Origin of the sequence: Pseudomonas sp. OTU750018, from assembly GCF_011636575.1 — a bacterium.
GTDB lineage: Bacteria > Pseudomonadota > Gammaproteobacteria > Pseudomonadales > Pseudomonadaceae > Aquipseudomonas > Aquipseudomonas peli.
This window is the reverse complement of the sequence record NZ_JAAPAU010000003.1, coordinates 31372-57292: the sequence shown is the minus strand read 5'-3', so window position 1 is coordinate 57292 and position 25921 is coordinate 31372. Positions and strand designations below refer to the sequence as shown.

At 61.4% G+C, this 25921-nt stretch carries 24 protein-coding genes and 1 riboswitch; of the genes, 21 read left to right on the top strand and 3 right to left on the bottom strand.

All coding sequences use genetic code 11. From position 1 onward, the window contains the following. Positions 1-3 precede the first annotated feature (3 nt). From HCI85_RS15770 to HCI85_RS15700, 15 genes are all read left to right on the top strand, one after another. The gene (locus HCI85_RS15770) at positions 4-876 is read left to right on the top strand and encodes a ParB/RepB/Spo0J family partition protein (protein ID WP_167145885.1); all 873 of its coding nucleotides are present in this window, start codon (positions 4-6) and stop codon (positions 874-876) included. 157 nt (positions 877-1033) lie between these two features. Then, positions 1034-1441, top strand: a complete 408-nt coding sequence (locus HCI85_RS15765) for a F0F1 ATP synthase subunit I (protein ID WP_160086322.1) — start codon at positions 1034-1036, stop codon at positions 1439-1441. A 14-nt stretch (positions 1442-1455) separates the two neighbouring features. Then, a complete protein-coding gene (gene atpB / locus HCI85_RS15760) occupies positions 1456-2325 on the top strand; it encodes a F0F1 ATP synthase subunit A (protein WP_160086320.1) in 870 nt (289 codons plus the stop codon). A gap of 116 nt (positions 2326-2441) precedes the next feature. Further along, positions 2442-2699, top strand: a complete 258-nt coding sequence (gene atpE / locus HCI85_RS15755) for a F0F1 ATP synthase subunit C (protein ID WP_003097235.1) — start codon at positions 2442-2444, stop codon at positions 2697-2699. Positions 2700-2754: 55 nt separating this feature from the next. Then, positions 2755-3225, top strand: coding sequence for a F0F1 ATP synthase subunit B (locus tag HCI85_RS15750; protein WP_090254183.1), 471 nt, complete (start codon positions 2755-2757; stop codon positions 3223-3225). 15 nt (positions 3226-3240) lie between these two features. Beyond that, positions 3241-3777: a F0F1 ATP synthase subunit delta gene (locus HCI85_RS15745; RefSeq protein ID WP_090254181.1), complete on the top strand. Its 537-nt coding sequence runs from the start codon at positions 3241-3243 to the stop codon at positions 3775-3777. A 21-nt stretch (positions 3778-3798) separates the two neighbouring features. Next, positions 3799-5343 (top strand): F0F1 ATP synthase subunit alpha, encoded by a 1545-nt coding sequence (gene atpA / locus HCI85_RS15740; protein WP_090254179.1) that lies wholly within the window; start codon positions 3799-3801, stop codon positions 5341-5343. A gap of 50 nt (positions 5344-5393) precedes the next feature. Further along, positions 5394-6254: a F0F1 ATP synthase subunit gamma gene (atpG, locus tag HCI85_RS15735; RefSeq protein ID WP_090254176.1), complete on the top strand. Its 861-nt coding sequence runs from the start codon at positions 5394-5396 to the stop codon at positions 6252-6254. A gap of 30 nt (positions 6255-6284) precedes the next feature. Next, positions 6285-7661, top strand: coding sequence for a F0F1 ATP synthase subunit beta (atpD, locus tag HCI85_RS15730; protein ID WP_090378655.1), 1377 nt, complete (start codon positions 6285-6287; stop codon positions 7659-7661). An 83-nt stretch (positions 7662-7744) separates the two neighbouring features. Further along, on the top strand, positions 7745-8170 hold the full coding sequence (locus HCI85_RS15725; RefSeq protein ID WP_090254171.1) for a F0F1 ATP synthase subunit epsilon: 426 nt from the start codon (positions 7745-7747) through the stop codon (positions 8168-8170). A gap of 130 nt (positions 8171-8300) precedes the next feature. After that, on the top strand, positions 8301-9665 hold the full coding sequence (gene glmU, locus HCI85_RS15720) for a bifunctional UDP-N-acetylglucosamine diphosphorylase/glucosamine-1-phosphate N-acetyltransferase GlmU (RefSeq protein WP_167145883.1): 1365 nt from the start codon (positions 8301-8303) through the stop codon (positions 9663-9665). Between the two features lie 128 nt (positions 9666-9793). Then, positions 9794-10561 carry a DeoR/GlpR family DNA-binding transcription regulator gene (locus HCI85_RS15715; protein ID WP_160086316.1) on the top strand — a complete coding sequence of 256 codons (768 nt, stop codon included), beginning with the start codon at positions 9794-9796 and terminating at the stop codon, positions 10559-10561. Between the two features lie 10 nt (positions 10562-10571). Further along, positions 10572-12422: a glutamine--fructose-6-phosphate transaminase (isomerizing) gene (gene glmS / locus HCI85_RS15710; protein ID WP_167145881.1), complete on the top strand. Its 1851-nt coding sequence runs from the start codon at positions 10572-10574 to the stop codon at positions 12420-12422. Positions 12423-12436: 14 nt separating this feature from the next. Then, a complete protein-coding gene (locus tag HCI85_RS15705; protein WP_160086312.1) occupies positions 12437-12667 on the top strand; it encodes a hypothetical protein in 231 nt (76 codons plus the stop codon). A 25-nt stretch (positions 12668-12692) separates the two neighbouring features. After that, positions 12693-13454 carry a YoaK family protein gene (locus tag HCI85_RS15700; RefSeq protein ID WP_167145880.1) on the top strand — a complete coding sequence of 254 codons (762 nt, stop codon included), beginning with the start codon at positions 12693-12695 and terminating at the stop codon, positions 13452-13454. 21 nt (positions 13455-13475) lie between these two features. Here the strand turns inward: HCI85_RS15700 and cobM are convergent, their stop codons facing one another. After that, entirely contained in the window at positions 13476-14231 is a 756-nt protein-coding gene (gene cobM / locus HCI85_RS15695) for a precorrin-4 C(11)-methyltransferase (protein WP_167145877.1), read from the bottom strand. Further along, positions 14228-14791: a cobalamin biosynthesis protein gene (locus tag HCI85_RS15690; RefSeq protein ID WP_241693797.1), complete on the bottom strand. Its 564-nt coding sequence runs from the start codon at positions 14789-14791 to the stop codon at positions 14228-14230. The genes cobM and HCI85_RS15690 overlap by 4 nt, the downstream gene beginning before the upstream one ends. Next, a riboswitch (cobalamin riboswitch) is annotated at positions 14758-14992 on the top strand. It overlaps the preceding gene by 34 nt. A 100-nt stretch (positions 14993-15092) precedes the next feature. Here HCI85_RS15690 and cobW point away from each other — a divergent pair. The 6 genes from cobW to HCI85_RS15660 all read left to right on the top strand — a co-directional run bounded on the left by cobW (position 15093) and on the right by HCI85_RS15660 (position 24149). After that, positions 15093-16148 carry a cobalamin biosynthesis protein CobW gene (gene cobW / locus HCI85_RS15685; protein WP_167145875.1) on the top strand — a complete coding sequence of 352 codons (1056 nt, stop codon included), beginning with the start codon at positions 15093-15095 and terminating at the stop codon, positions 16146-16148. 6 nt (positions 16149-16154) lie between these two features. Beyond that, a complete protein-coding gene (gene cobN, locus HCI85_RS15680; protein ID WP_167145873.1) occupies positions 16155-19889 on the top strand; it encodes a cobaltochelatase subunit CobN in 3735 nt (1244 codons plus the stop codon). A 10-nt stretch (positions 19890-19899) separates the two neighbouring features. Further along, on the top strand, positions 19900-20910 hold the full coding sequence (locus HCI85_RS15675; RefSeq protein WP_167145871.1) for an ATP-binding protein: 1011 nt from the start codon (positions 19900-19902) through the stop codon (positions 20908-20910). Positions 20911-20912: 2 nt separating this feature from the next. After that, positions 20913-21599, top strand: a complete 687-nt coding sequence (locus tag HCI85_RS15670) for a vWA domain-containing protein (RefSeq protein ID WP_167147050.1) — start codon at positions 20913-20915, stop codon at positions 21597-21599. Continuing rightward, complete coding sequence (gene cobF, locus HCI85_RS15665) at positions 21596-22369, top strand: precorrin-6A synthase (deacetylating) (RefSeq protein ID WP_167145868.1); 774 nt, start codon at positions 21596-21598, stop codon at positions 22367-22369. The genes HCI85_RS15670 and cobF overlap by 4 nt, the downstream gene beginning before the upstream one ends. A 142-nt stretch (positions 22370-22511) precedes the next feature. Continuing rightward, the gene (locus tag HCI85_RS15660; RefSeq protein ID WP_167145866.1) at positions 22512-24149 is read left to right on the top strand and encodes a YecA family protein; all 1638 of its coding nucleotides are present in this window, start codon (positions 22512-22514) and stop codon (positions 24147-24149) included. Between the two features lie 76 nt (positions 24150-24225). On the opposite strand, the gene cobJ is transcribed toward HCI85_RS15660, so the two are convergent. After that, a complete protein-coding gene (gene cobJ, locus HCI85_RS15655) occupies positions 24226-25887 on the bottom strand; it encodes a precorrin-3B C(17)-methyltransferase (RefSeq protein WP_167145864.1) in 1662 nt (553 codons plus the stop codon). Positions 25888-25921 lie beyond the last annotated feature (34 nt).

The window sequence follows — 25921 nt, the reverse complement described above, 5'->3', positions numbered from 1 at the left end:
CCCATGGCTGTGAAAAAACGAGGACTGGGACGCGGTCTGGATGCGTTGCTGGGCGGTACCAGTGTCAGCGCTTTGCAGGAAGAGGCCGCGCAGGTCGACAGCCGTGAACTGCAATACGTACCCCTGGACCTGATCCAGCGCGGTAAATACCAGCCGCGCCGTGACATGGATGCCACCGCTCTGGAAGAACTGGCGCAGTCGATCAAGGCCCACGGCGTGATGCAGCCGATTGTGGTGCGGCCGATTGGCGAAGGACGTTTCGAGATCGTTGCCGGCGAACGCCGCTGGCGTGCCAGTCAGCAAGCCGGCCTGGACAAGATCCCGACCATGGTTCGTGAATTGCCGGATGAAGCCGCCATCGCCATGGCGCTGATCGAGAACATCCAGCGCGAAGACCTCAACCCCATCGAAGAAGCCATGGCCTTGCAACGGCTGCAGCAGGAGTTCCAGCTGACTCAGCAGCAGGTCGCCGATGCTGTGGGTAAGTCGCGCGTGACCATCAGCAACCTGCTGCGCCTGATTGCCCTGCCGGAAGAGATCAAAACCCTGCTGTCCCATGGCGATCTGGAAATGGGTCATGCCCGCGCCTTGCTCGGTTTGCCGGCCGAACAGCAGACTGAAGGTGCGCGACATGTTGTCGCACGCGGCCTCACTGTGCGCCAAACCGAAGCACTGGTTCGCCAGTGGTTGAACAGCAAAGAGAAGCCAGCAGCAGTGGCTAAAGTTGATCCGGACATCACCCGTCTAGAACAGCGCCTGGCTGAGCGCCTGGGCTCGCCGGTGCAGATCAAGCACGGGCAGAAAGGCAAAGGGCAGCTGGTGATCAGCTACAGCTCGCTGGACGAACTGCAGGGCGTACTCGCCCACATTCGCTGAAACAATTGAGCGTGTAGCGACTAGTCGGAAATCACTACCCGACAGTTGAATGGGGGGGGAAGCACCCCTATACTCTGCGCGCATTTCGTCGGCACAAAGTATGCCAAGTTATTGATTTCAGGTGCCGACGCCCGAGTTCAGCTTTCAGGAAAACAAGATGGACGTTCGCACGCCGAATCGCCTGCCCTTCCATCGTTTAGCTGTTTTCCCGGTACTGCTGGTGCAACTGCTGGTACTGCTGTTGCTGGCCCTGGTGTTGTGGCAGTGGCAAGGCTCAGTAGCAGGCTACTCAGGGTTGTGTGGTGGCCTGATTGCTTGGCTGCCGAATCTGTACTTTGCCCACAAGGCGTTCCGTTTTAGTGGAGCGCGGGCTGCTCAAGCCATCGTCCGGTCTTTTTATGCCGGTGAGGCGGGCAAACTGGTTTTAACGGCAGTGCTGTTTGCACTGACCTTTGCAGGTGTGAAACCTCTGGAACCGCTGGCAGTATTTGGCGTGTTCGTCCTGACCCAGTTGGTCAATTGGTTTTCGCCCCTGCTGATGAAAACAAGACTTTTAAGACCTTAGCGCTCGAGGGATATATGGCAGCAGCAGAAACCGCTTCGGGTTATATCCAGCACCACTTGACCAACCTGACCTACGGTCAGCACCCGGTCAACGGCTGGAGTTTCGCCCACAACGCAAAAGAAGCTCAGGAAATGGGCTTCTGGGCATTTCACGTCGACACCCTGGCGGTGTCTGTCGTGTTGGGCCTGTTCTTCATCCTGCTGTTCCGTGCCGCTGCTAAACGCGCCACGTCCGGGCAACCGGGCAAGCTGCAGAACTTCGTTGAAGTCCTGGTTGAGTTCGTTGACGGCAGCGTCAAGGACACCTTCCACGGCCGCAACGCGCTGATCGCACCGCTGGGTCTGACCATCTTCGTCTGGGTTTTCCTGATGAACTTCATGGACCTGATCCCGGTAGATTGGTTGCCAATGCTGGCGGCAAAAATTTCCGGCGACCCGCACCTGTACTTCCGCGTTGTACCGACCACTGATCCAAACGCTACCCTGGGCCTGGCCCTGTCGGTATTTGCTCTGATTCTGTACTACAGCATCAAGGTCAAAGGTATTGGTGGTTTCATCGGCGAGCTGACCCTGCACCCGTTCGGCAGCAAGAACGTGTTCGTTCAAGCCCTGCTGATTCCGGTCAACTTCCTGCTTGAATTCGTGACCCTGATCGCCAAGCCAATTTCCCTGGCACTGCGTCTGTTCGGCAACCTGTATGCCGGCGAGTTGATCTTTATCCTCATCGCGATCATGTTTGGCGGCGGTTTGCTGCTGGGCGCGCTGGGTATTGCCCTGCAGTGGGCGTGGGCTGTGTTCCACATCCTGATCATCGTGCTGCAGGCGTTCATCTTCATGATGCTGACCATCGTCTACCTGTCGATGGCGCACGAAGACAACCACTAAGAGCGCTTAGGCGCTTGCAGTGGACGCCCGCAAGGGCAACCAGAAGTACCGATTTTGCTTTACCGCTTTACCTTAGAAAACCTTAACCAATACGACATAAAAAGTCGGGAGGAAAGATGGAAACTGTAGTTGGTCTGACCGCTATCGCTGTAGCACTGCTGATTGGCCTGGGTGCCCTGGGTACCGCCATTGGTTTCGGCCTGCTGGGCGGCAAGTTCCTGGAAGGCGCTGCGCGTCAGCCAGAAATGGTTCCGATGCTGCAAGTGAAAATGTTCATCGTCGCCGGTCTGCTCGACGCCGTGACCATGATCGGTGTTGGTATCGCACTGTTCTTCACCTTCGCGAACCCTTTCGTTGGTCAAATCGCAGGCTAATTCACTCGTTTTGAGTGAATTGGTTTGATGGACAACGAACGAGCGAGGTGTTGGCGTGAACATTAATGCAACCCTGATTGGCCAGTCCGTTGCCTTCTTCATCTTCGTGCTGTTCTGCATGAAGTACGTGTGGCCTCCGGTCATTACGGCTTTGCAAGAACGTCAGAAGAAGATCGCAGACGGCCTGGACGCTGCTAGCCGTGCGGCTCGTGACCTGGAGTTGGCCCAAGAGAAAGTGGGTCAGCAACTGCGCGAAGCCAAAGGCCAAGCAGCCGAGATCATTGAGCAAGCCAAGAAACGCGGTACCCAGATCGTCGACGAAGCCCGTGAACAGGCCCGCGTCGAAGCTGACCGTGTGAAGGCCCAGGCTCTGGCCGAGATCGAACAGGAACTGAATGGTGTCAAAGACGCGCTGCGTGCCCAACTGGGTAGCCTGGCCGTTAGCGGTGCCGAGAAGATCCTGGGCGCATCTATCGACCAAAACGCGCATGCGGAGCTGGTTTCCAAACTGGCAGCCGAAATTTAAGCGAGGGGCGCGATCATGGCAGAACTGACCACGCTGGCCCGACCTTACGCTAAGGCTGCTTTTGAGCACGCCCAGGCCCACCAGCAGCTGGCCAATTGGTCAGCCATGCTCGGCCTGGCTGCAGCGGTGTCGCAAGACGACACCATGCAACGCGTGCTTAAGACTCCGCGTTTGACGAGTACAGACAAGGCCACCACGTTCATTGACGTGTGTGGTGACAAGTTCGACGCCCAGGTACGCAATTTCATTCATATCGTCGCTGAAAACGATCGCCTGGCTTTATTGCCACAGATCGTTGAACTGTTCGAGCTGTACAAAGCCGAGCAGGAAAAGTCGATCGACGTGGACGTTACCAGTGCCTTCGCATTGAGCGATGAACAGCAAGACAAACTCGCCAAGGTTCTCAGTGCACGGCTCGGCCGAGAAGTGCGTCTGCACGCCGCGGAGGATGCCACCCTGATCGGTGGTGTCGTGATCCGCGCCGGCGACCTGGTTATCGATGGCTCAGTTCGCGGCAAAATCGCGAAGCTGGCCGAAGCATTGAAATCTTGAGTTTGAAGGGGCAGCAGAGCTATGCAGCAACTCAATCCTTCCGAAATAAGTGAAATCATCAAGGGGCGTATCGAGAATCTCGATGTCGCCTCTCAAGCCCGTAACGAAGGCACTGTCGTCAGCGTATCTGACGGTATCGTGCGTATTCACGGTCTCGCCGACGTAATGTACGGCGAAATGATCGAGTTCCCGGGCGGCGTCTACGGTATGGCACTGAACCTGGAGCAAGACTCCGTTGGTGCTGTTGTGCTGGGTGCTTACACCAGCCTTGCCGAAGGCATGAGCGCCAAGTGCACCGGCCGTATCCTCGAAGTTCCGGTTGGTCCGGAACTGCTGGGTCGCGTTGTCGACGCACTGGGTAACCCAATTGACGGCAAAGGCCCGCTGAACAACGTCGCTACCGACGCTGTTGAAAAGGTTGCGCCGGGCGTGATCTGGCGTAAGTCGGTCGACCAGCCGGTGCAAACCGGTTACAAGTCGGTCGATGCCATGATCCCGGTTGGCCGTGGCCAGCGTGAGCTGATCATCGGTGACCGTCAGATCGGTAAAACCGCTCTGGCCATCGACGCCATCATCAACCAGAAGAACAGCGGCATTAAGTGCGTCTACGTAGCCATTGGTCAGAAGCAATCGACCATCGCCAACGTGGTACGCAAGCTGGAAGAAAACGGCGCGCTGGCTAACACCATCGTTGTCGCAGCTTCCGCTTCCGAATCCGCTGCTCTGCAGTTCATTGCACCGTACGCCGGTTGCACCATGGGCGAATACTTCCGCGACCGCGGTGAAGACGCGCTGATCGTTTATGACGATCTGTCCAAGCAAGCAGTGGCTTACCGCCAGATTTCCCTGCTGCTGCGCCGTCCGCCAGGCCGTGAAGCCTACCCAGGCGACGTGTTCTATCTCCACAGCCGTCTGCTGGAGCGCGCTTCCCGCGTTTCCGAAGAGTACGTTGAGAAGTTCACCAATGGCGCTGTGACTGGCAAAACCGGTTCCCTGACCGCTCTGCCGATCATCGAAACCCAGGCGGGCGACGTTTCCGCGTTCGTTCCGACCAACGTGATCTCGATCACCGACGGTCAGATCTTCCTGGAATCGGCCATGTTCAACTCGGGTATCCGTCCTGCGGTCAACGCCGGTATTTCGGTATCCCGCGTGGGTGGTGCTGCACAGACCAAGATCATCAAGAAGCTTTCCGGTGGTATCCGTACCGCTCTGGCTCAGTACCGTGAACTGGCAGCATTCGCCCAGTTCGCTTCTGACCTGGACGAAGCCACTCGTAAGCAACTTGAGCACGGTCAGCGCGTTACTGAGCTGATGAAGCAGAAGCAATATGCGCCAATGTCGATCGCTGACATGTCGCTGTCGCTGTATGCCGCCGAGCGTGGTTTCCTGGTCGATATCGAAGTCGCCAAGATTGGTGCATTCGAGCAGGCCCTGATTGCTTACTTCAACCGGGATCACGCCGCACTGCTGGCGAAGATCAACGAGAAGGGTGACTTTAACGACGAAATCGACGCTGGCCTGAAAGCCGGTATCGAGAAGTTCAAGGCCACCCAAACCTGGTAAGCCGCAGCGGGGGCCGTGAGGTCCCCGCTTGCTAACCCGATAGGTGTCAAATGGCAGGCGCAAAAGAGATTCGCAGCAAGATTGCGAGCATCAAAAGCACGCAGAAGATCACCAGCGCCATGGAAAAGGTGGCGGTCAGCAAAATGCGCAGAGCACAAATGCGCATGGCTGCTAGCCGTCCCTACGCGGAGCGTATCCGCCAGGTGATTGGTCATCTGGCCAACGCCAACCCGGAATACCGTCACCCGTTCATGATCGAGCGCGAAGTTAAGCGTGTAGGTTATATCGTGGTGAGCTCGGACCGTGGTCTGTGTGGTGGTCTGAACACCAACCTGTTCAAGGCTCTGGTCAAAGACATGGCGAGCAATCGCGAGCAAGGCGTGGAGATTGATCTCTGCGTAGTTGGCAGCAAAGGCGCGGCGTTCTTCCGCAACTTTGGTGGCAACATCGTTGCTGCGATCAGCCACCTGGGCGAAGAACCGTCGATCAATGATCTGATTGGTAGCGTCAAGGTAATGCTCGATGCCTACCTCGATGGTCGCATCGATCGTTTGTCCGTGGTCTCGAACAAGTTCATCAATACCATGACGCAAAAGCCGACAGTGGAGCAGTTGATTCCGCTGGTGGCCGATCCGGATAAAGAACTCAAGCACCACTGGGATTACCTGTACGAACCCGACGCCAAAGAGCTGCTCGACGGCTTGATGGTGCGTTACGTGGAGTCGCAGGTTTACCAGGCAGTGGTTGAGAACAACGCGGCTGAACAAGCGGCCCGGATGATCGCAATGAAGAACGCCACCGATAACGCTGGCGATATCATCAAAGACCTGCAGTTGGTTTACAACAAGGCACGTCAGGCAGCGATCACCCAGGAAATTTCGGAAATCGTCGGCGGCGCTGCCGCGGTTTAAGCACGGTTCAAATATTCAGAGGAACCAAAGATGAGTAGCGGACGTATCGTTCAAATCATCGGCGCCGTTATCGACGTGGAATTCCCGCGTGATCAAGTGCCGAGTGTTTATGAAGCGCTGAAAGTAGTCGGCGCCGAAACCACCCTGGAAGTTCAGCAGCAGCTGGGCGACGGCGTGGTACGTACCATTGCGATGGGTTCGACCGAAGGCCTCAAGCGTGGCCTGAGCGTCGGCAGCACTGGCGCAGGTATCCAGGTACCGGTTGGGGTGAAAACCCTCGGCCGTATCATGGACGTGCTGGGCAACCCAATCGACGAAGCTGGCCCAATTGGCGAAGAAGAGCGTTGGGGCATTCACCGTGCCGCGCCTTCCTATGCCGAGCAAGCTGGCTCCAACGAGCTGCTGGAAACCGGCATCAAGGTTATCGACCTGGTTTGCCCGTTCGCCAAGGGCGGTAAAGTCGGTCTGTTCGGTGGTGCCGGTGTAGGCAAAACCGTAAACATGATGGAACTGATCCGTAACATCGCCATCGAGCACAGCGGTTATTCCGTGTTCGCCGGTGTGGGTGAGCGTACTCGTGAGGGTAACGACTTCTACCACGAGATGAAGGACTCCAACGTTCTCGACAAGGTAGCCCTGGTTTACGGTCAGATGAACGAGCCACCAGGCAACCGTCTGCGCGTAGCACTGACCGGCCTGACCATGGCCGAGAAGTTCCGTGACGAAGGCCGTGATGTTCTGTTCTTCGTGGACAACATCTACCGTTACACCCTGGCCGGTACCGAAGTATCCGCACTGTTGGGCCGTATGCCTTCCGCGGTAGGCTACCAGCCGACCCTGGCCGAAGAAATGGGCGTTCTGCAAGAGCGTATTACTTCGACCAAGACCGGTTCGATCACCTCGATCCAGGCCGTATACGTACCTGCGGACGACCTGACCGACCCAAGCCCGGCGACCACCTTCGCCCACTTGGACGCCACCGTTGTACTGTCCCGTGACATCGCTTCCCTGGGTATCTACCCAGCGGTCGATCCACTCGACTCGACGTCGCGCCAGCTGGACCCGATGGTTATCGGCCAGGAGCACTACGACACCGCTCGCGGCGTGCAGTACGTACTGCAGCGCTACAAAGAGCTGAAGGACATCATCGCGATTCTGGGTATGGACGAACTGTCCGAAGCAGACAAGCAGCTGGTATCCCGTGCTCGTAAGATCCAGCGCTTCCTGTCCCAGCCGTTCTTCGTGGCCGAAGTCTTCACCGGTTCGCCAGGCAAGTACGTTTCCCTGAAGGACACCATTGCCGGCTTCAGCGGCATTCTGAAAGGTGACTACGATCACCTGCCAGAGCAGGCGTTCTACATGGTTGGCAGCATCGAAGAAGCTGTTGAGAAAGCGAAGAAACTGTAATCACCCGTGCGCCCGGCAACGGGCGCTTACGGTCTGTTTATTCACGTAGTAGTGGTTAAACAGATCGATACGTGAGGTTAGACATGGCTATGACAGTCCATTGCGACATCGTCAGCGCAGAAGGCGAGATCTTCTCCGGTCTGGTCGAGATGGTGATTGCGCACGGCAACCTGGGTGATATCGGTATCGCTCCAGGCCACGCGCCGCTGATCACCGACCTCAAACCGGGTCCGATTCGTCTGGTCAAGCTGGGTGGCGAAACCGAGGTGTTCTACATCTCCGGTGGCTTCCTCGAAGTTCAGCCGAGTGTGGTGAAAGTTCTCGCCGATACCGTGCAGCGTGCTGCCGATATCGATGAAGCTGCTGCTCAGGAAGCCCTCCGGGCTGCCGAGAATGCCTTGAATGAGAAGGGTGCGGAGTTCGATTACGGTTCCGCAGCCGCTCACTTGGCTGAGGTCGCGGCTCAGCTGCGTACCGTTCAGCAGTTGCGCAAGAAGTTCGGCGGTTAATTCCGAGGCTTCATCGCAAACGAGTAAAAGGGTAGCCTTGGCTACCCTTTTTCTTTGCCTGCTGTTTTTACCTTTTCAGTTGGCCGGGCTAGGGATTTAGCCCGCCTTCGTCTGCCTGGAATCCGCTCTTATGTCGCTCGATATCGTTATCCTCGCCGCCGGCCAAGGCACCCGCATGCGTTCCGCCTTGCCGAAAGTGCTGCACCCGGTTGCTGGCAAAGCCATGCTTGGCCATGTGATCGACACCGCCCGCCTGCTGAAACCGCAAGGTATTCATGTGGTGATCGGCCATGGCGCGGAATTGGTGCGCGAGCGACTGGCGGCGGATGACCTAAATTTCGTGCTGCAGAGCGAACAACTGGGCACCGGCCATGCCGTGGCTCAAGCGCTGCCGACGTTGAGCGCCGAGCGTGTGCTGATTCTCTACGGTGATGTGCCGCTGATCGAAGTGGAAACCCTGCAGCGTCTGTTACAGCAGGTCAGCGAACAGCAACTTGGCTTGCTCACGGTCAATCTGAACGACCCAACTGGCTACGGCCGCATCGTGCGTGATGAGCAGGGTGTGGTGAAGGCCATCGTCGAGCACAAGGACGCCAGCGCCGAGCAGCGCCTGATCCGTGAAGGCAACACCGGCATTCTCGCCGTCCCAGGGAAAAAACTCGGTGATTGGCTCGGTCGTTTGTCCAACAGCAACGCCCAAGGCGAGTACTACCTGACTGACGTAATCGCCATGGCCGTAGCCGATGGTCTGGTGGTCGCCACCGAACAGGCGGCTGACGAGATGGAAGTGCTGGGTGCCAACGATCGCATCCAGCTTTCGCAGCTGGAGCGCCACTATCAGTACCGTGCCGCGCGCCGCTTGATGGTGCAGGGCGTAACCCTGATCGACCCGGCGCGTTTCGACCTGCGCGGTGAAGCCACGGTAGGTCGTGATGTGTCGATCGATATCAACGTAATCCTCGAAGGCCAGGTGGTGATCGAAGATGGCGTGCAGATCGGGCCGAACTGCGTGATCAAAAACTCAATCCTGCGTAAAGGTGCCATCGTTAAAGCTAACAGCCATCTGGAAGGTGCCGAAGTGGGTGAGGGTGCCGATTGCGGTCCATTCGCCCGCCTGCGTCCGGGTTCGGTGCTGGGCGCCAAAGCCCATGTGGGTAACTTCGTCGAGCTGAAGAACGCCAAGCTGGGGGAAGGCGCCAAGGCCGGCCATTTGAGCTACCTGGGCGACGCCGAAATCGGTGCGCGGAGCAATATCGGCGCGGGCACCATCACCTGCAATTACGATGGCGCCAACAAGTTCAAGACGGTACTGGGTGAGGACGTATTTATCGGCTCCAACAGCGCCCTGGTCGCCCCCGTGACGCTGGGTGATCGCGCCACCACCGGTGCCGGCTCGGTGATTACTGGTGATGTGCCGGATAACACCCTGGCCGTTGGGCGCGCGAAGCAGCGCAATATCGAAGGCTGGAAGCGCCCGGTGAAAATCACCAAGTAGGCTGCTTTGGCTGCTGTGTGAGCAGCAACACAAAAGGTGGCTCTGCCGCCTTTTGTCGTTTTCAGGCTTGACGAAAAAGCTTCATTAGGTTTTGATTCGCGTCATTATCTTTCGAATCGAAACTTAGCATGTCGAAACGCAACACTCCGCAGCGACGCCACACCATTCTTGCCCTGCTCGCCGAGCAAGGTGAGGTGAGTGTGGACGAGTTGTCGAAAGCGTTCGCCACCTCGGAAGTGACCATTCGCAAAGACCTCGCCGCCCTCGAAAAGAGCGGCCTGCTGCTGCGTCGTTACGGCGGTGCAGTACCCATGCCGCAAGAGCTTATCAGCGATATCCAGCCGATCTCCCAGTACAAGCAGGCCATCGCCCGTGCCGGGGTAGCGCGTATTCGCGAGCATGCGCGGATCATTATCGACAGCGGCACCACCACCGCGGCGATGATCCCGCAGCTTGGCCACAAGCCCGGTCTGGTGGTGATGACCAACTCGCTCAACGTGGCCCGCGCCATCAGCGAACTGGAGCACGAGCCGGTGCTGCTGATGACCGGCGGCACCTGGGACCCGCATTCCGAGTCCTTCCAGGGCCAGGTCGCCGAGCAGGTGCTGCGTTCTTACGATTTCGACCAGTTGTTTATTGGCGCCGATGGCATCGACCTGAACCGTGGCACCACCACCTTCAATGAATTGCTTGGGCTTAGCCGGGTGATGGCGGATGTGGCGCGTGAAGTGGTGGTGATGGTCGAGAGCGACAAGATCGGCCGCAAGATTCCCAACCTGGAGCTGCCCTGGAGCGGTATCCATACCCTGATAACCGACGAACGCCTCAGCCCTGAGGCGCGTGAACAATTGACCGAGCGCGGCATCAAGCTGATCTGCGCGGCTGTTGAAGCTTAAGGAGAAGATTATGTGTGGCATCGTAGGCGCAGTCGCCGAACGCAATATCACCGCTGTGCTGGTTGAAGGCCTCAAGCGCCTGGAATACCGCGGCTACGACAGCGCCGGCGTGGCGCTGCTGACGGATAAAGGTGACCTCGACCGTCGCCGCCGCGTGGGCAAGGTCAGTGAGCTGGAAAGCGCGCTAAGTGCCGAGCCGTTGGCCGGTCGCCTGGGTATCGCCCACACCCGTTGGGCCACCCATGGCGCACCGAGCGAGCGTAACGCCCACCCACACTTCTCTGGCCATGATCTGGCAGTGGTGCACAACGGCATCATCGAGAACCACGAAGAACTGCGTTCCCAGCTCAAGGGGCTGGGTTACGTGTTCAGCTCCGATACCGACACCGAAGTGATTGTGCACCTGCTCGACCACAAGCTGAAAACTCAGCCGGATCTGACCGTGGCACTGAAAGAGGCGGTCAAGGAATTGCACGGTGCCTACGGCCTGGCGGTGATCAGCGCTAAGCAGCCAGATCGCCTGCTCGCCGCTCGTAGCGGCAGCCCGCTGGTGATCGGCCTGGGCCTGGGTGAGAACTTCCTCGCCTCCGACCAGCTGGCTCTGCGTCAGGTCACCGACCGCTTTATGTACTTGGAAGAAGGCGATATCGCCGAAATCCAGCGCGACAGCGTGCAGATCTGGAATGTATCCGGCCAGCCGGTGGTACGCGAGAGCGTGCAATACCACGAAGGTGCGGAAGCCGCTGACAAGGGCGAGTACCGCCACTTTATGCTCAAGGAAATCCATGAGCAGCCCAAGGTCGTGCAGCGCACCCTGGAAGGCCGTCTGGGTTCCGATCACGTGCTGGTTCAGGCTTTCGGTCCGCAAGCCGCTGAGCTGTTCGCCAAGGTGCGCAACGTGCAAATCGTTGCCTGCGGCACCAGTTATCACGCCGGTATGGTCGCCCGTTACTGGCTGGAAGGCCTGGCTGGGATTCCTTGCCAGATCGAAGTGGCCAGCGAGTTCCGCTACCGCAAGGTGGTGGTGCAGCCGGACACCCTTTTTGTCAGTATCTCCCAGTCCGGCGAAACCGCCGACACCCTGGCCGCGCTGCGCAATGCCAAGGAGCATGCGCCTGGCCAGGGCGGCTACCTGGCCAGCCTGGCGATTTGCAACGTTGGCATCAGCTCGCTGGTGCGTGAATCCGACCTGACCCTGCTGACTCAGGCCGGCCCGGAAATCGGTGTGGCCTCAACCAAAGCCTTCACCACCCAGCTGGTCGCGCTGATGCTGCTGACCCTGTCCCTCGGTCAGGTGCGTGGCACCCTGGATAAGGCCCTAGAAGCCGAGCTGGTGGACGAACTGCGCCGCCTGCCAACCCGCCTGGGCGAAGCCCTGGCCATGGACAGCGTGGTCGAGAAAGTCTCCGAATTGTTCGCCGAGAAGCACCACAGCCTGTTTCTCGGCCGTGGCGCGCAGTACCCGGTGGCGATGGAAGGCGCGCTCAAACTCAAGGAAATTTCCTATATCCACGCCGAGGCCTACCCGGCTGGCGAGCTTAAGCACGGCCCGCTGGCGTTGGTCGACAGTGATATGCCAGTGGTCACCGTGGCGCCGAATAACGAGCTGCTGGAAAAGCTCAAATCCAACCTGCAGGAAGTGCGCGCCCGTGGCGGCGAGCTGCTGGTGTTTGCCGACGAGCAGGCCGGCATGAGCAATGGCGAGGGCACCCATGTGGTGAACATGCCGCACATCCACGACGCCCTGGCGCCGATCCTCTACACCATTCCACTGCAGCTGCTGTCCTACTACGTCGCTGTGCTCAAGGGCACCGACGTCGACCAGCCGCGCAACCTGGCCAAGAGCGTAACGGTTGAGTAAGCAGGAGCCAGCTGATGCGGCGTGAAGATATAAAGAGCAAGCAGGCTCAGGGCGTGCTCTTTGATACCCATATCATCGTCAACCCGGCCAATACCCGGGAATGGATCGTGCTGTTGAAGAAAGGCGCGGGCACCAGCTTCTTTCTGGTCGATGACCAGGAGCAGGTGGAGTCCTTCGCCGATCTCAATGGTCTGATCGAAGAGTTGCGCCTACTCGGCATCAAGGGCGCGGAGATTCATCTCTAAGCCCTGCCGTTCACCCGAGGCACTTATGCCTATTCGCTATGCGAGAAGCCTGACCGGACGGACGCGCAGTGTCGCAGCCAATCGGCATCTGGGTTTTGCCCTGGCTTTCGTTGCAGGGGCGATCAATGCCGGCGGCTTTCTTGCCGTGCAGCAATACACCTCGCATATGACCGGCATCGTCTCGGCCATGGCGGACAACATTGCTCTGGGTGCCTATGGCCTGGTGTGGAGTGGTCTCGGCGGTGTGCTGTCATTTCTACTGGGTGCAGCCTGCTCGACGGTGATGATCAATTACTCGCGGCGCCGCCAGCTGCACAGCGAATACGCTCTGCCGTTGCTGCTCGAGGCTGCGCTGTTGCTGTGTTTTGGCTTTCTTGGCGCATCGCTGGCGCAGATTACCGGCCTGTTCGTGCCGCTGACGGTGATGCTGCTGTGTTTCATCATGGGTCTGCAGAACGCGCTGATTACCAAACTCTCCAGGGCGGAAATCCGCACCACCCATATCACCGGAATCATCACCGACATCGGTATCGAGCTAGGCAAGCTGTTCTATTGGAATCGCACCCGCGGCCCTGATATCGCTCGGGTGATGGCCGACCGCCAACGTCTGCGGGTGCTCAGCCTGTTGGCGCTGTACTTCTTCCTCGGCGGGGTGATCGGCGCACTGGGTTTTAACCACCTGGGTTATATCGCCACCGTGCCGCTGGCCTTGCTGCTGGTGTTATTGGCCAGTGTGCCGGCGTTGGATGATCTGCTGCTGCTCACACGGCGCGTATTGCGTCGATAAGCTTGGCCGACTGCCTGCTGCTTAGTCTTCTGCAGACCTGAACAGGTGCCGATGCTCAGCGTTGTAAAGCGCTGAGTCGGCAAACTGTTCGGCGTGCAGCACGCGGCCGACGAGGATCAGCGCGGTGCGGCGAAAGCCTTTGGCGCGCACCTGTTCTTCGATGGTGGCCAGGGTGCCGCTGACCCAATCCTGATCCGGCCAGCTGGCGCGATGCACCACGGCAATCGGGCAATCTGCGCCGTAATGCGGCAGCAACTCAGTAACGATCTTGCTCAGGTGCACCACACCCAGGTGGATTGCCATGGTCGCGCCGTGGCGCGCCAAGTCGCCCAATGCCTCGCCCTCGGGCATGTTCGACTTGCTCGCATAGCGGGTGAGGATCAGCGTCTGTGACACCTCGGGCAGAGTCAGTTCGCTTTCCAGCAGGGCAGCGCACGCCGCAGTGGCCGTCACCCCAGGGATGATCTCGAAGGCGATGCCCAGCCGGCGCAGGTGACGGATCTGTTCGCCAATCGCGCCGTACAGCGACGGGTCGCCGGAGTGCACGCGGGCCACATCCTGGCCTTTGTCATCAGCTTGGCGGATCAGCTCGATGATTTCATCCAGGTGCAGTTCGGCGGTGTTGATCACCTGCTCGGCACTGTGGCCTTCGAGCACCGCTGCCGGCACCAGCGAGCCGGCGTAGAGAATCACCGGGCAGCTGCGCAGCAGGCGCTGGCCTTTGACGGTGATCAGCTCGGGGTCGCCGGGGCCGGCGCCGATAAAGTAGACGGTCATGACACATCCTTGGGTGCAATCGACGCCAACGCACAGGTGGCGCTGGGGTTGCGGGTTTTTTCGCCGAGCAGGCGGGCAGCATTGCCGCTCATAAGTGTGGCCAGGGCCAGGGCGCAAGGTTCCGCGACCGCCGGGCTGCCGGTGGCGGCCAGGGTAAGCGGCGAGCCTTGCACGCGGTGCTGATAGGGCTGCAGTTCTTCCGCACTAAAGCAGTTCAGCTGCAGACCAAGGCGTTCGGCCAATGCCAGCAGGCCCTGCTCGCTTTGCTTATGCGCGATGCTGGCCAGTCCGGCCAGGTTATCCACAGTAAGGCCATGCGTCTGCAGGCTGTGCAGCAGCAGGCTGAGCAAGTCCTCCACACCGCAACCACTACGGCAGCCCAGCCCAGCGACGACCTGAACGGCGGCAGCGGGGCGGCGAGGGGTGTGGCTGGGGATCATCTGCGGCGCTCGGTGTGTGCGGCGGCGTAGCTCAACATGGCGGCCGGCACCGGTCAACCGCGATTGACCGGCCGCCATGGCCTGCGTAGCCTTGTCGCGTTCGAGGTTCTTCGTGGGCATGCCCATGAAGCTAAGAGGGAACAAGGTTGATGCCTTGGCTGCCCCCGCAACTGTAAACGACTCGTCCCTTGCGTTGTTCTGCCGCTCAAGCGCTGCAGCACAACAGCCACTGCGTCAGCGCGGGAAGGCGAAGGGAGTAGCCGGCGTACCTACGCCAGCCCGGTCGTGAGCCAGGAGACCTGCCTCGTCACGTTTTCGACAACCGGGCGGGGTGATCCGGTGGTGTTGGCTGACGCCCCGTGGCTGTCATGTCTGTGCCGCCTCCTGCTCGTCTTTCTTTCGACGTCACGCAGGACTCGCCATGCAAACCCTCGCCAAACTTCCCGTCACCATCGTTACCGGCTTCCTCGGCGCCGGTAAAACCACCCTGCTGCGGCATATGCTCGGCCACGCCGACGGCCGACGTATCGCGGTGATCGTCAACGAGTTTGGCGAGCTGGGCATCGACGGCGAAATCCTCAAGCAGTGCTCCATCGGTTGCAGCGAAGAAGAAGCCAACGGCCGTATCTTCGAACTGGCCAACGGCTGCCTGTGCTGCACCGTGCAGGAAGAGTTTTTCCCGGTGATGCGCGAGCTGGTGGCGCGCCGCGGCGAGCTTGACCATATCCTTATCGAAACCTCCGGCCTGGCTTTGCCCAAGCCGCTGGTACAGGCCTTTAACTGGCCGGAAATTCGCAACGCCTGCACGGTGGACGCGGTCATCACCGTGGTCGACAGCCCGGCTGTGGCCGCCGGCACCTTCGCCGCGTTCCCCGAGCAGGTTGATGCGCAGCGCAAGCTCGACCCGAATCTCGATCACGAATCGCCGCTGCACGAGCTGTTCGCCGACCAGCTGGCCAGCGCCGACCTGGTGATTCTCAACAAGGCCGACCTGCTCGACTCCGCCGCTTTGGCTGCCGTGCGCGCGGAAGTGGCGGAAGAGCTGCCGCCGGCGGTGAAAATCATCGAAGCCCATGGCGGCGAGCTGCCGCTCGACGTGCTGCTGGGCCTGAACTGTGAGACCGAGCTGCATATCGAGGGCCGTAAGACCCACCATGACCTGGAAGGCCATGAAGACCACGATCACGACGAGTTCGCCTCGTTCCACGTGGAACTGCCTGAAGCCGAGGAAGCGCGTCTGCTGCAAGCGCTGAAGGAGGCGGTCAGCAAACACGGCATTCTGCGCATCAAGGGTTTTGCGGCGATTCCCGGCAAGCCGATGCGCCTGCTGCTGCAAGGCGTTGGCCAGCGTTTCGATAAACACTTCGACCGCGCCTGGCAGGCCGATGAGCCGCGTATCACCCGCCTGGTGGTGATTGGCCAGACCCTGGATCAGGCCGCTATCGAAGCCGAGCTAAACGCCGCGCTGGTAGGCTAAGCCCGCATGCACCTGCTGCGCACCCAGCCAGGCAGCCAGCTGCCGCTCGACAGCATTGCCGACCTCGGCCAGACCCCGGCCGAGCTGGTGATTCTGTGCACCGGCGATTCGCACCTGTCGTTGCTGGCCGAGGTGGCTCGGCAGTTGCCGGTGGATTACCCCAGCCTGCGTCTGGCCAGCCCGGCGCAGCTGAGCAATCACGCCTCGGTGGATCTCTACGTCGAGCAGGTGTTGCAGCACGCCAAGGTCATCCTGATTTCCGTGCACGGCGGCGTCAGCTATTGGCGCTACGGCATCGAGCGTCTGGTCGAGCTGGCCGAGCGCGGTGCGCAGGTGATTATGGTGCCGGGCTGCGACAACCCCGATCCGGAGCTGATGGCCCTGAGCAACGTGCCAGTGGCCGAGGCCGAGCGGCTTTGGCAGTTCCTGCGCCAGGGCGGTGCGGCTAACGCGTTGCAGCTATTTAACTGCATCGCCAGCCAGTGGCTGCAGCGTGACTACGCCTGGGGCGACCCGCAGCCGCTGCCCCGCGTGGGCCTGTATCACCAGCAACTGGCCAACCCGAGCCTGGCCGATTGGCAAGCCAACTGGCAGGTTGATGCGCCGGTGGCGGCGTTGCTGTTCTACCGCACCCAGGTGCAGGCGGCGAATACCGGGTTTATCGACGTGTTCTGCCAGCGCTTGCAGGCCCAGGGCCTTAATCCGCTGCCGATTGCCGTGGCCAGCCTTAAGGAGGCGGCCTGTCTTGCCCAGGTCGAAGACTGGCTGGACGAAGCCGATGCCCGCCTGATTATCAACACCACGGCCTTCGCCCTGTCCAACCCGGAAGCGCCGAGCGCACGGCCTTTTCGCCGCGATATCCCGGTGCTGCAAGCCATTTGTTCGTTGGATAACCATGCACAGTGGCAGGCCAATGCCCAGGGCCTGGGTTCACGCGACCTGGCCATGCATATCGTGCTGCCCGAGCTGGACGGCCGGCTGATTACCCAGCCGATCAGCTTCAAGGGTCTGGCCTGGCGCAGCGAGCGCAGCCAGAGCGATGTGGTCTGTTACCAGCCCCATCTGCCGGGGATGGATTTCGTCGCCGAGCTGGCACGCAACTGGATGGCCCTGGCGCACAAAAGCAACGCCGACAAGCGCATCGCCTTGATCCTCGCCAACTACCCGACCCGCGACGGGCGCATCGGCAATGGCGTCGGCCTGGATACCCCGGCGGCGGCGCTGAATATCCTCAAGGCGCTGCAACAGCAGGGCTATCCGGTGGAAGGCTTGCCCGACAGCGGCACCGCATTGATCCACCAGCTGCTCGGCGGCGTGACCAATGATCTGGACATGCTCGACGCACGGCCCTGCGCGCAGAGCCTGGCGCTGGATGAGTATCTGGCGTTTTTCCACAGCTTGCCGGAAGCCAACCAGCAGGCGGTGTGCGAGCGCTGGGGCGAGCCGCAGCAGGACCCGATGTTCCGCAGCGGTCGGCTGATGATTGCCGGCCTGCGTTTCGGCCTGACCTTTGTCGGCATCCAGCCGGCGCGCGGTTATCAGCTGGACGCGGCGGCGGTGTATCACGACCCCGATCTGGTGCCGCCGCATGGCTATCTGGCGTTCTACTGCTGGCTGCGCCGGGTGTTTGCGTGTGACGCGGTGATCCACGTCGGTAAGCACGGCAATCTGGAATGGCTGCCGGGCAAGAGCGTCGGTCTGTCCGAGCAGTGCTGGCCGAGCGCGATTCTCGGCCCGTTGCCGAATATCTACCCATTTATCGTCAACGACCCGGGCGAGGGCGCGCAGGCCAAGCGGCGTACCCAGGCGGTGATCATCGACCATCTGATGCCACCGCTGACCCGCGCGGAAAGCTACGGCCCGCTGCGCGATCTGGAGCGCCTGGCCGACGAATATTACGAGGCCAGCCAGCTCGACCTGCGCCGCGCTGCCGAGCTGCGCGGCGAGATTCTGCTCAAGGTGCGGGAGGCCAGCCTCGACCGCGAGCTGGGCTTGCAACTGAATGCAGACCCCAATAGCTGGCTGCCGCAACTCGATGCCTATCTGTGCGATTTAAAGGAATCGCAGATCCGCGACGGCCTGCATGTATTCGGCGAATCGCCGGCCGGCACCCTGCGCCGCGACACCCTGCTAGCGCTGCTGCGCATTCCCCGCGGTGATGGCCAGGGCGGCAACGCCAGCCTGCTGCGCGCCCTGGCCCGCGACCTAGCGTTGGACTTCGATCCGCTCGACTGCGAGATGGCCGCGCCCTGGCAGGGCCCGCGCCCGGCGGTGTTGCAGAGCCTGAGCGATGACAGCTGGCGCAGCATCGGCGATACCCGCGAGCGCCTTGAACTGCTGGCCTTGCAGCTGATTGAAACGGCGGATCTCGCAGCCGTTGGCGCAGACAGTCGCCAGGTGTTGCAGCGATTGCGTGAGCAGATCGCGCCGCTGCTGGATGCCTGCGGCCCGGCCGAAATGCACGGCCTGCTCGCGGCGCTAAGCGGGCGTTTCGTTCCCGCCGGGCCGAGTGGCGCGCCCAGTCGCGGGCGGCTGGATGCGCTGCCCACCGGGCGCAATTTCTACAGCGTCGATGTGCGCAACCTGCCCACGCCGACCGCTTGGCGGATTGGCGTGCAGGCGGCGGATCGCCTGCTGGAGCGGCATCTGCAGGACCACGGCGACCACCTGCGTCAGCTCGGCCTGTCGATGTGGGGCACCGCGACTATGCGCACCGGCGGCGACGATATGGCCCAGGCTCTGGCGCTGATGGGCGTGCGCCCGGTGTGGCAGGCCGGCAGCCAGCGCGTCGAGCGCTTCGAGGTTATGCCACTGGAGCAACTCGGCCGCCCGCGGGTGGACGTGACCCTGCGCGTGTCCGGCTTCTTCCGCGATGCCTTTAGCAACCTGATTCGTCTGTTCGATGACGCCGTGCAGGCGGTGGTTGATCTCGATGAGCCGGAAGACATGAATCCGCTGTCGGCGCGGGTATGGCGTGAGTCGCTGACCTTGCAGGACAGCGGCCTGGATGAAGCCGAGGCACGTAAGCAGGCCGGCTGGCGGGTGTTCGGCTCCAAGCCGGGGGCCTATGGCGCGGGCGTGCAAAACGCCATCGAAGAACGTCTGTGGCAAACCCGCGAGGACCTGGCCGAGGTCTACCTGAATTGGGGCGGCTACGCCTACGGCACTCACAGCGAAGGCACCCCGGCGCGCGCGCAGTTCGCCGAGCGCCTGGAGCAGATGCAGGCGGTGCTGCACAACCAGGACAACCGCGAGCACGACATCCTCGATTCCAACGACTACTACCAGTTCCAGGGCGGCATGCTCGCCGCCGTGGAAACCCTGCGCGGGGCCAAGGTGGCGAGTTATCACGGCGACAACAGCCAGCCCGACACGCCGCGTATCCGCACCTTGAAGGAAGAACTCAATCGCGTGGTGCGCGCCCGCGCGGCCAACCCCAAGTGGATCGACGGCATGAAGCGCCACGGCTACAAGGGCGCCTTCGAGCTGGCGGCGACCATCGACTACCTGTTCGCCTTCGATGCCACCAGCGAGCTGGTCGACGACCACCAGTACGCGCTGCTCACCGATGCCTATCTGCTCGACAAAAGCACCCGCGACTTTATCCAGCAGCACAACCCCGGCGCCTTGCAGGATATCCTCGAACGCCTGCTCGAAGCCCAGCAACGTGGCCTCTGGCAGCACCCCGGCGAGTACCGCGAAGCGTTGGAAAACCTGCTGATTGATAGCGAAGAATTCTAGAGAACCTGCCATGACCGAGCACCACTTCCCCCTCGCCGCCGTGGTCGCCGCCGATGACCTGAAACTGGCGCTGTGCCTGGCGGCCATCGACCCGGCGATTGGCGGTGTGCTGATCGAAGGGCCGCGCGGTATGGCCAAATCGACCCTGGCCCGTGGCCTGGCCGATCTGCTGGCCAGCGGCACCTTTGTCACCTTGCCGCTGGGTGCCAGCGAGGAGCGTATCGTCGGCACGCTCGATCTCGACGCCGCGCTGGGCGAGGGCCGCGCGCAGTTCAGCCCCGGCCTGCTGGCCAAGGCCAATGGCGGCGTGTTGTATGTCGATGAGGTCAATCTGCTGCCAGACCATCTGGTCGATCTGCTGCTCGATGCCGCTGCCAGCGGGGTCAACCATATCGAGCGCGACGGTATCTCCCACCGGCATGCCGCGCGCTTTGTGTTGATCGGCACCATGAACGCGGAAGAGGGCGAGCTGCGCCCACAGTTGCTCGATCGCTTCGGCCTTAACCTGGCCCTGGACGCCCAGCCGCAACCGGCCCAGCGCGCCGAAATTGTTCGCCGCCGCCTGGCCTTCGATGCCGACCCGCAGGCGTTTCTTGAGTGCTGGCAAGCGCAGCAGGATGAACTGCGCGAGCGTTGCCAGAGTGCCCGTGTGCGACTGGCGGCGATTCCGCTGGATGACGCCGCCCTGGAGCAGATCAGCCAGCGCTGTTTCGCTGCAGCGGTGGATGGTCTGCGCGCCGATTTGGTCTGGCTGCGCGCCGCCCGCGCCCATGCCGCCTGGCGTGGCGTCGAGCGGATTGAAGCGGAGGATATCGATGCAGTGGCAGACTTCGTTCTGCGTCACCGTCGCCGACATAACCCGCCGCCTGCTGCACAACCCCCGCAGCCGCAACCCGACAACAGCGCCGCCAGTGAGCAGCCACAAGCGCCGCAATGCGAGGGCCAGTGGGGGGAATTACCCGCTCAGGCGCAGAGCCTTGGCGTCCGGCGTGAACCGCCGCGCTGGACAAAAAAGCCCTAGGCATCCGCCCGCGCACAGCCTCAGGCGCGGATGCCCGGGCCGCTCCCGGCTCACTCGGTAATGGTCGCAACGGTGCCAGTCGCAATGGCGCGGCAGGGCGTATCGATTGGCCCGCGAGCCTGCTTAAAGGCCGCCCGCGCAGCCGTCAGGATTTGCTGTTGCGTTCACGCAGCGCCAAGCCGGCTGAACTCTGGCTGGTGATCGTCGACGCCTCGGCCTCGACCCGCCGGCATGGCGCGCTGAGCAAAGCCAAAGGCCTGCTCAGTGAGGTGTTCGAGCAGGCCCGCCGGCAACGTGCGCGCCTGGCCGTGCTGCACGCCACCGGCCGTCAGGCGCAATGGCTTTGGCAGGGGCAGAAAGCCTCCCAGGCCTTGCAGCAGTGGCTCGCCGAGCTGGGTGCGGGAGGCGGCACGCCGTTGCTGGCCGCTGTCCATAAGGCCGCCGACTGGCAGGCGCGGCGCCAGCGCCTGCACCCGGCCGAGCGTCAGCGTTTATTGATCATTACCGATGGCCGCCTGCGCGATTGGCCAGCCTTAACCCCGAGCGCCTGCCCGGCGCTGCTGGTGGATATCGAAAGCGCGCCGATCCGCCTCGGCCGCGCGTGCCAATTAGCCACTGAGCTGGGCGCAGACTACCGACATATCGATTCGCTGCCGCTGTTAGCTGGCAACCTGGAGACAGCCTTATGAAAACCCTGTTGATAATCGGCATCGGCGCCGGCGACCCGGATTACCTGACGGTGCAGGCGATCAACGCGCTCAACCGCACGGACGTGTTCTTTCTGATGGACAAGGGCAGCGCCAAGGACAGCCTGATCGGCCTGCGCAAGACCATCTGCGAGCGCTTTATCCAGGGTCGCGAATACCGCTTTGCCAGCGCCGACTGCCCGGAGCGGGTGCGCGATGTGCCGGACTATCGCGGCAGCGTGGTCGATCTGAATCAGGACAAGCAGCAGGTGTTCGAAGGCATGATTCGCGAGCAGATGCGCGATGGCGAAACCGGAGCCTTTCTGGTCTGGGGCGACCCGGCGCTGTACGACAGCACCCTGCGCATCGTCGAGCAGATCGTGAGTAACAGCGATGAGCAGATCGAATACGAGGTGATCCCCGGCATCACCAGCCTGCAAGCCTTGGCGGCCAAGCATAAGGTCTGCTTTAACAGCATCGGCCAGGCCTTCCAGATCACCCCGGCGCGCCGCCTGGCCGAAGCCGGCTTTCCCGCAGGGTTGGACAGCGTGCTGGTGATGCTCGACGCTCAGGACACCTATCAGCGCTTTGCCGACCAGCCCATGCACATCTACTGGGGCGCCTATATCGGCACCCCGGATGAAGTGCTGATTGCTGGGCCGCTAAGCGAGGTCGCCGAGACCATTCGCACCCGCCGCACAGAGCTGCGCGAGCAGCATGGCTGGATTATGGATAGCTACTTGCTGCGGAAGCTGGAAAAGGAGAGGGGTTGAGGCAGGTGGTGGACAAACGAATCGTTGTCCACCGCGGGTTATTCAGACTATTTGCTGGCTTCGGCTTTCGCGGTCGACAACTATTGTTAGCCATTATCCAGCTGATTATTCTCGATCGCCCGATATACGACAAACAGAGCACATGAACAGCAAGCCTGGCAGGAACGACCCGTGCCCCTGCAACAGCGGCAAGAAGTTCAAAAAGTGCCACGGCTCGCCGGAGCAGCCGGTGGCTGAGCGGGCCGCTGCCCTCATGCGGCTTGAAGCGCTGCATCGTTCGTCTCAAGTTCGGCTTGAGGCGCGTGAGTTCCAGCGCCGGGAGCAGCAAGGATTCGGACGGCCCATTATTTCCACGCAGGTCGAGGAGCACCGTGTTGTGGCCGTCGGCCGTTGGGTTCACACCTCAAAGAACTGGAAGACGTTTCACGATTTTTTGCGCGATTACCCCAGGATCGTTCTTGGCGATGACTGGTGGCAGGAAGAGATGTGCAAGCCTATGGAGCATCGGCATCGCATCGTGACTTGGTTCATGCGTACCTGCGAGCTGGCGGCTACGCGTGGGGCAAGGCGCGAAGTACTTGGATTGCCTGCGACTGGAGCGTTGTCGGCGTACATGCGTTTCGCCTACGACTTGTATGCGCTGAAGCATGCAGTGGACGTTGAGCAGTTGCTCATTGATCGGATCAGGAGCCCTCGCGGATTTCCGGGTGCGATGTATGAGGTGCGAGTTGCTGCATCGTTGCTACGCGCTGGGTTCACCCTCGAATTGGAGGATGAGACGGACCGCCGTACCACGCACGTGGAGTTCGTTGCCACCCATGTCGCCACTGGTGCCAAGTTCTCCGTGGAGGCCAAACGACGTGAAGGTGCCAGACTGAAGGTCAATAAGCTTTTGCACAGTGCCTTGACGAAGCACGCCGAGTATTCCCGAATTGTTTTCATCGATACGAACGACGGGCGACTCGACTTTCACCGGCTAGAGCAGCTTCCCATCGCTCTGGCAGAGACCAGGCAGCGGCTGAAACGCTATACGGAGGACCGGATCGGAAAAACGCTGCCCGCGGCGTATGTGATCGCAACACTCAGTCCCGAAGAGCATCACCTTGACGCGACCGGTCTGCCCTTCAGCTTTCTGCTGTGGGGGTTCCGCGTGGATGATATGCAGCCTGGCTTCAAGACCTTGATAGATGAGGTGCAGACGCGGCGACGCCACTTGCCAGTGTTCGAGCTCATCGAGTCCATGGGGAAGCATCGGGCGATCCCAGTGTCCTTCGATGGCGAGGCGGATGCCTTCGCAAGCAACCCGCCTCCGAACCGCTTCCAGATCGGTGAATGCTATGTGGTGCCGGGGCCTGATGGCATGGAGATCGATGCCGTCCTGGAGGGAGGCGTTGTCATGCCGGAGCAGAGAAAAGCGTGGTGCACCTTCTTCGGTGTCGATGGGAAGCGCTTCATCTGCACTATGGACCTGACGGACGCTGAACTGGAGGCACACAAGCAACATCCATCGACCTTCTTCGGTGTGGTCGACCGCAATGCGGGCCGCAAGCCATTGAGAACAGCACTCGACTGCTTCAATTTCCTTTGGGAGAGTGCCAGGCACACGCCGAAGGAAAGACTGTTGGACCATATGAAAGCGGCCTCAGACATAGACGAACTGGCTGCGCTTTCTCAGAGCGATCTGGCAACGCACTACTGCGTGCGCATGGCGGAGGCGATGATGCGAGATGCTGCGACGCGGCAGTCCTGCGCTGCAGAATCCGGCAACGAGGGTACGTGACGCCTACCGTTGAGCTGCCAGCCCATCATCTGTGAACCGTCGAAATCCATGATGGGTATCGCAGGCTCAATCCATCCTACGGCTGCGGATAACTCCTAGGCGTATACACCCACTCGCCGCCTTCTGCGCACGGGAAGCGGCAGGTTTGGCTGGAGCCGATAATCACCAGGGTGCGCATATCGACCATTTCCGGGGTGAGTTCTCCCAGGGTAAGGGTGCGCAGGGTTTCGCCGGGGCGGCCGATATCGCGGCCGAGGACCACCAGGGTTTCTGATGTGCGTTGCTGGCGGACAATATCCAGCGCACTGCCGAGCTGCCAGGGACGGGCTTTGGAGATGGGGTTGTAGAAGGCCATCACCAGGTCGGCGGCGGCGGCATGGGCCAGGCGCTTTTCGATAATCGCCCAGGGCTTGAGGTTGTCCGATAGGGAGATCAGGCAGAAGTCGTGGCCCAGTGGTGCGCCGGCCTTTGCGGCGGTGGCAAGCGCAGCGGAAACCCCGGGGAATACCTGCAAGTCGACCCGCTGCCATTCGGCGTCGGTGGATTCATGCAGGGCTTCCAGCACGGCGGCGGCCATGGCGAACACGCCGGGGTCGCCGGACGACACCACCACCACGCGCCGACCGCTGGCGGCCAACTCGAAGGCATGGCGGGCGCGCTGCATTTCCTCGCGGTTATCGGTGCAATGGCGCACCTGCTCCGGGCGCAGCGGGCCGGCCATCTTGATATAGGTTTCGTAGCCGAGCAGGTCCTGCGCTTCATCCAGCGCCTGGCGCGCGGCGGGCACCATAAATTCGGCGGCACCGGGGCCGAGGCCGATCACGGTCAGGCGACCACGGGGGCGGCCGAGTTGGTTGGCGTCGATCGGTGCTGCGGCCAGCAGCAGGCGCAGGTTGGCGTGCTGGCTGTGCAGCGGCGGCAGTTGCGTAGCGTCGTCGACAAAGCGCAGCGGCAAGTTGAGCTGCGCGGCGGCGGCGTGCAGCTCGGCTTTGGCCATCAGTTCCGGCGCGGCCAGCAGGCAGGCCAGGCTCTGCGGTGCCAGGTTGCTGGTTTGCAGTGCCTGCTGCAGTTCGCTAAGTAAATCGGCGTTGGCCTGTTCGACCCACACGGCCACTTGCTGGGGGTGGATCAGCAGTTCATCGGCATTGGCCGCGCGGCTGTGCGGGCTAATGTGGATAACCCGGTTGGCCTGGTCATCCACAGGCAGCTTGGCCTGGGCCAGCCATGGCGCGTCGCCCTCAATCCGCACGGCATGGCCGCCGAGCAGGTCGCTGACAAAGCCTTTGCCTTGCTCAAGATCGGCCAGCACATAGCCGGCCGGCGGCTCCAGCAGGCAGGTGCCAAAACGCAGTTCACCGCTGGTGGTGATCGCCGCGTTGACCTGTAGGTGCGCGGCCAGCTCCCGCGCCATGCGGTTGACCCCGCCGAGGCCGCCGAGCAGCGGCACCACGGCGCTGCCATCTTCGGCCACGGCCAGTACCGGCGGTTCGCTGTCTTTCTCGCCAAGCACGGCGGCCAAACTGCGAATCACGATGCCGGCGGCGCACAGCACGATCAGCGGCGTGCCGGTGCGGTAGAGCGCGCGCAGGGTGTCGCCGAAGTCCTCATAGGTCCGTTCAACGTCCGCCACCCGGCTGTGCAGGCCGTAGATCTCGGCCTCTGGATAAAGCACCTGGATACGCCGCGCGCAAGGCAGGGCGGAGGGGCCGAGGATGATGATGGCGGGAGCGGCGGTCATAAGGTGTTCCATAGTTGGCGGGGGTGCGGTTGGC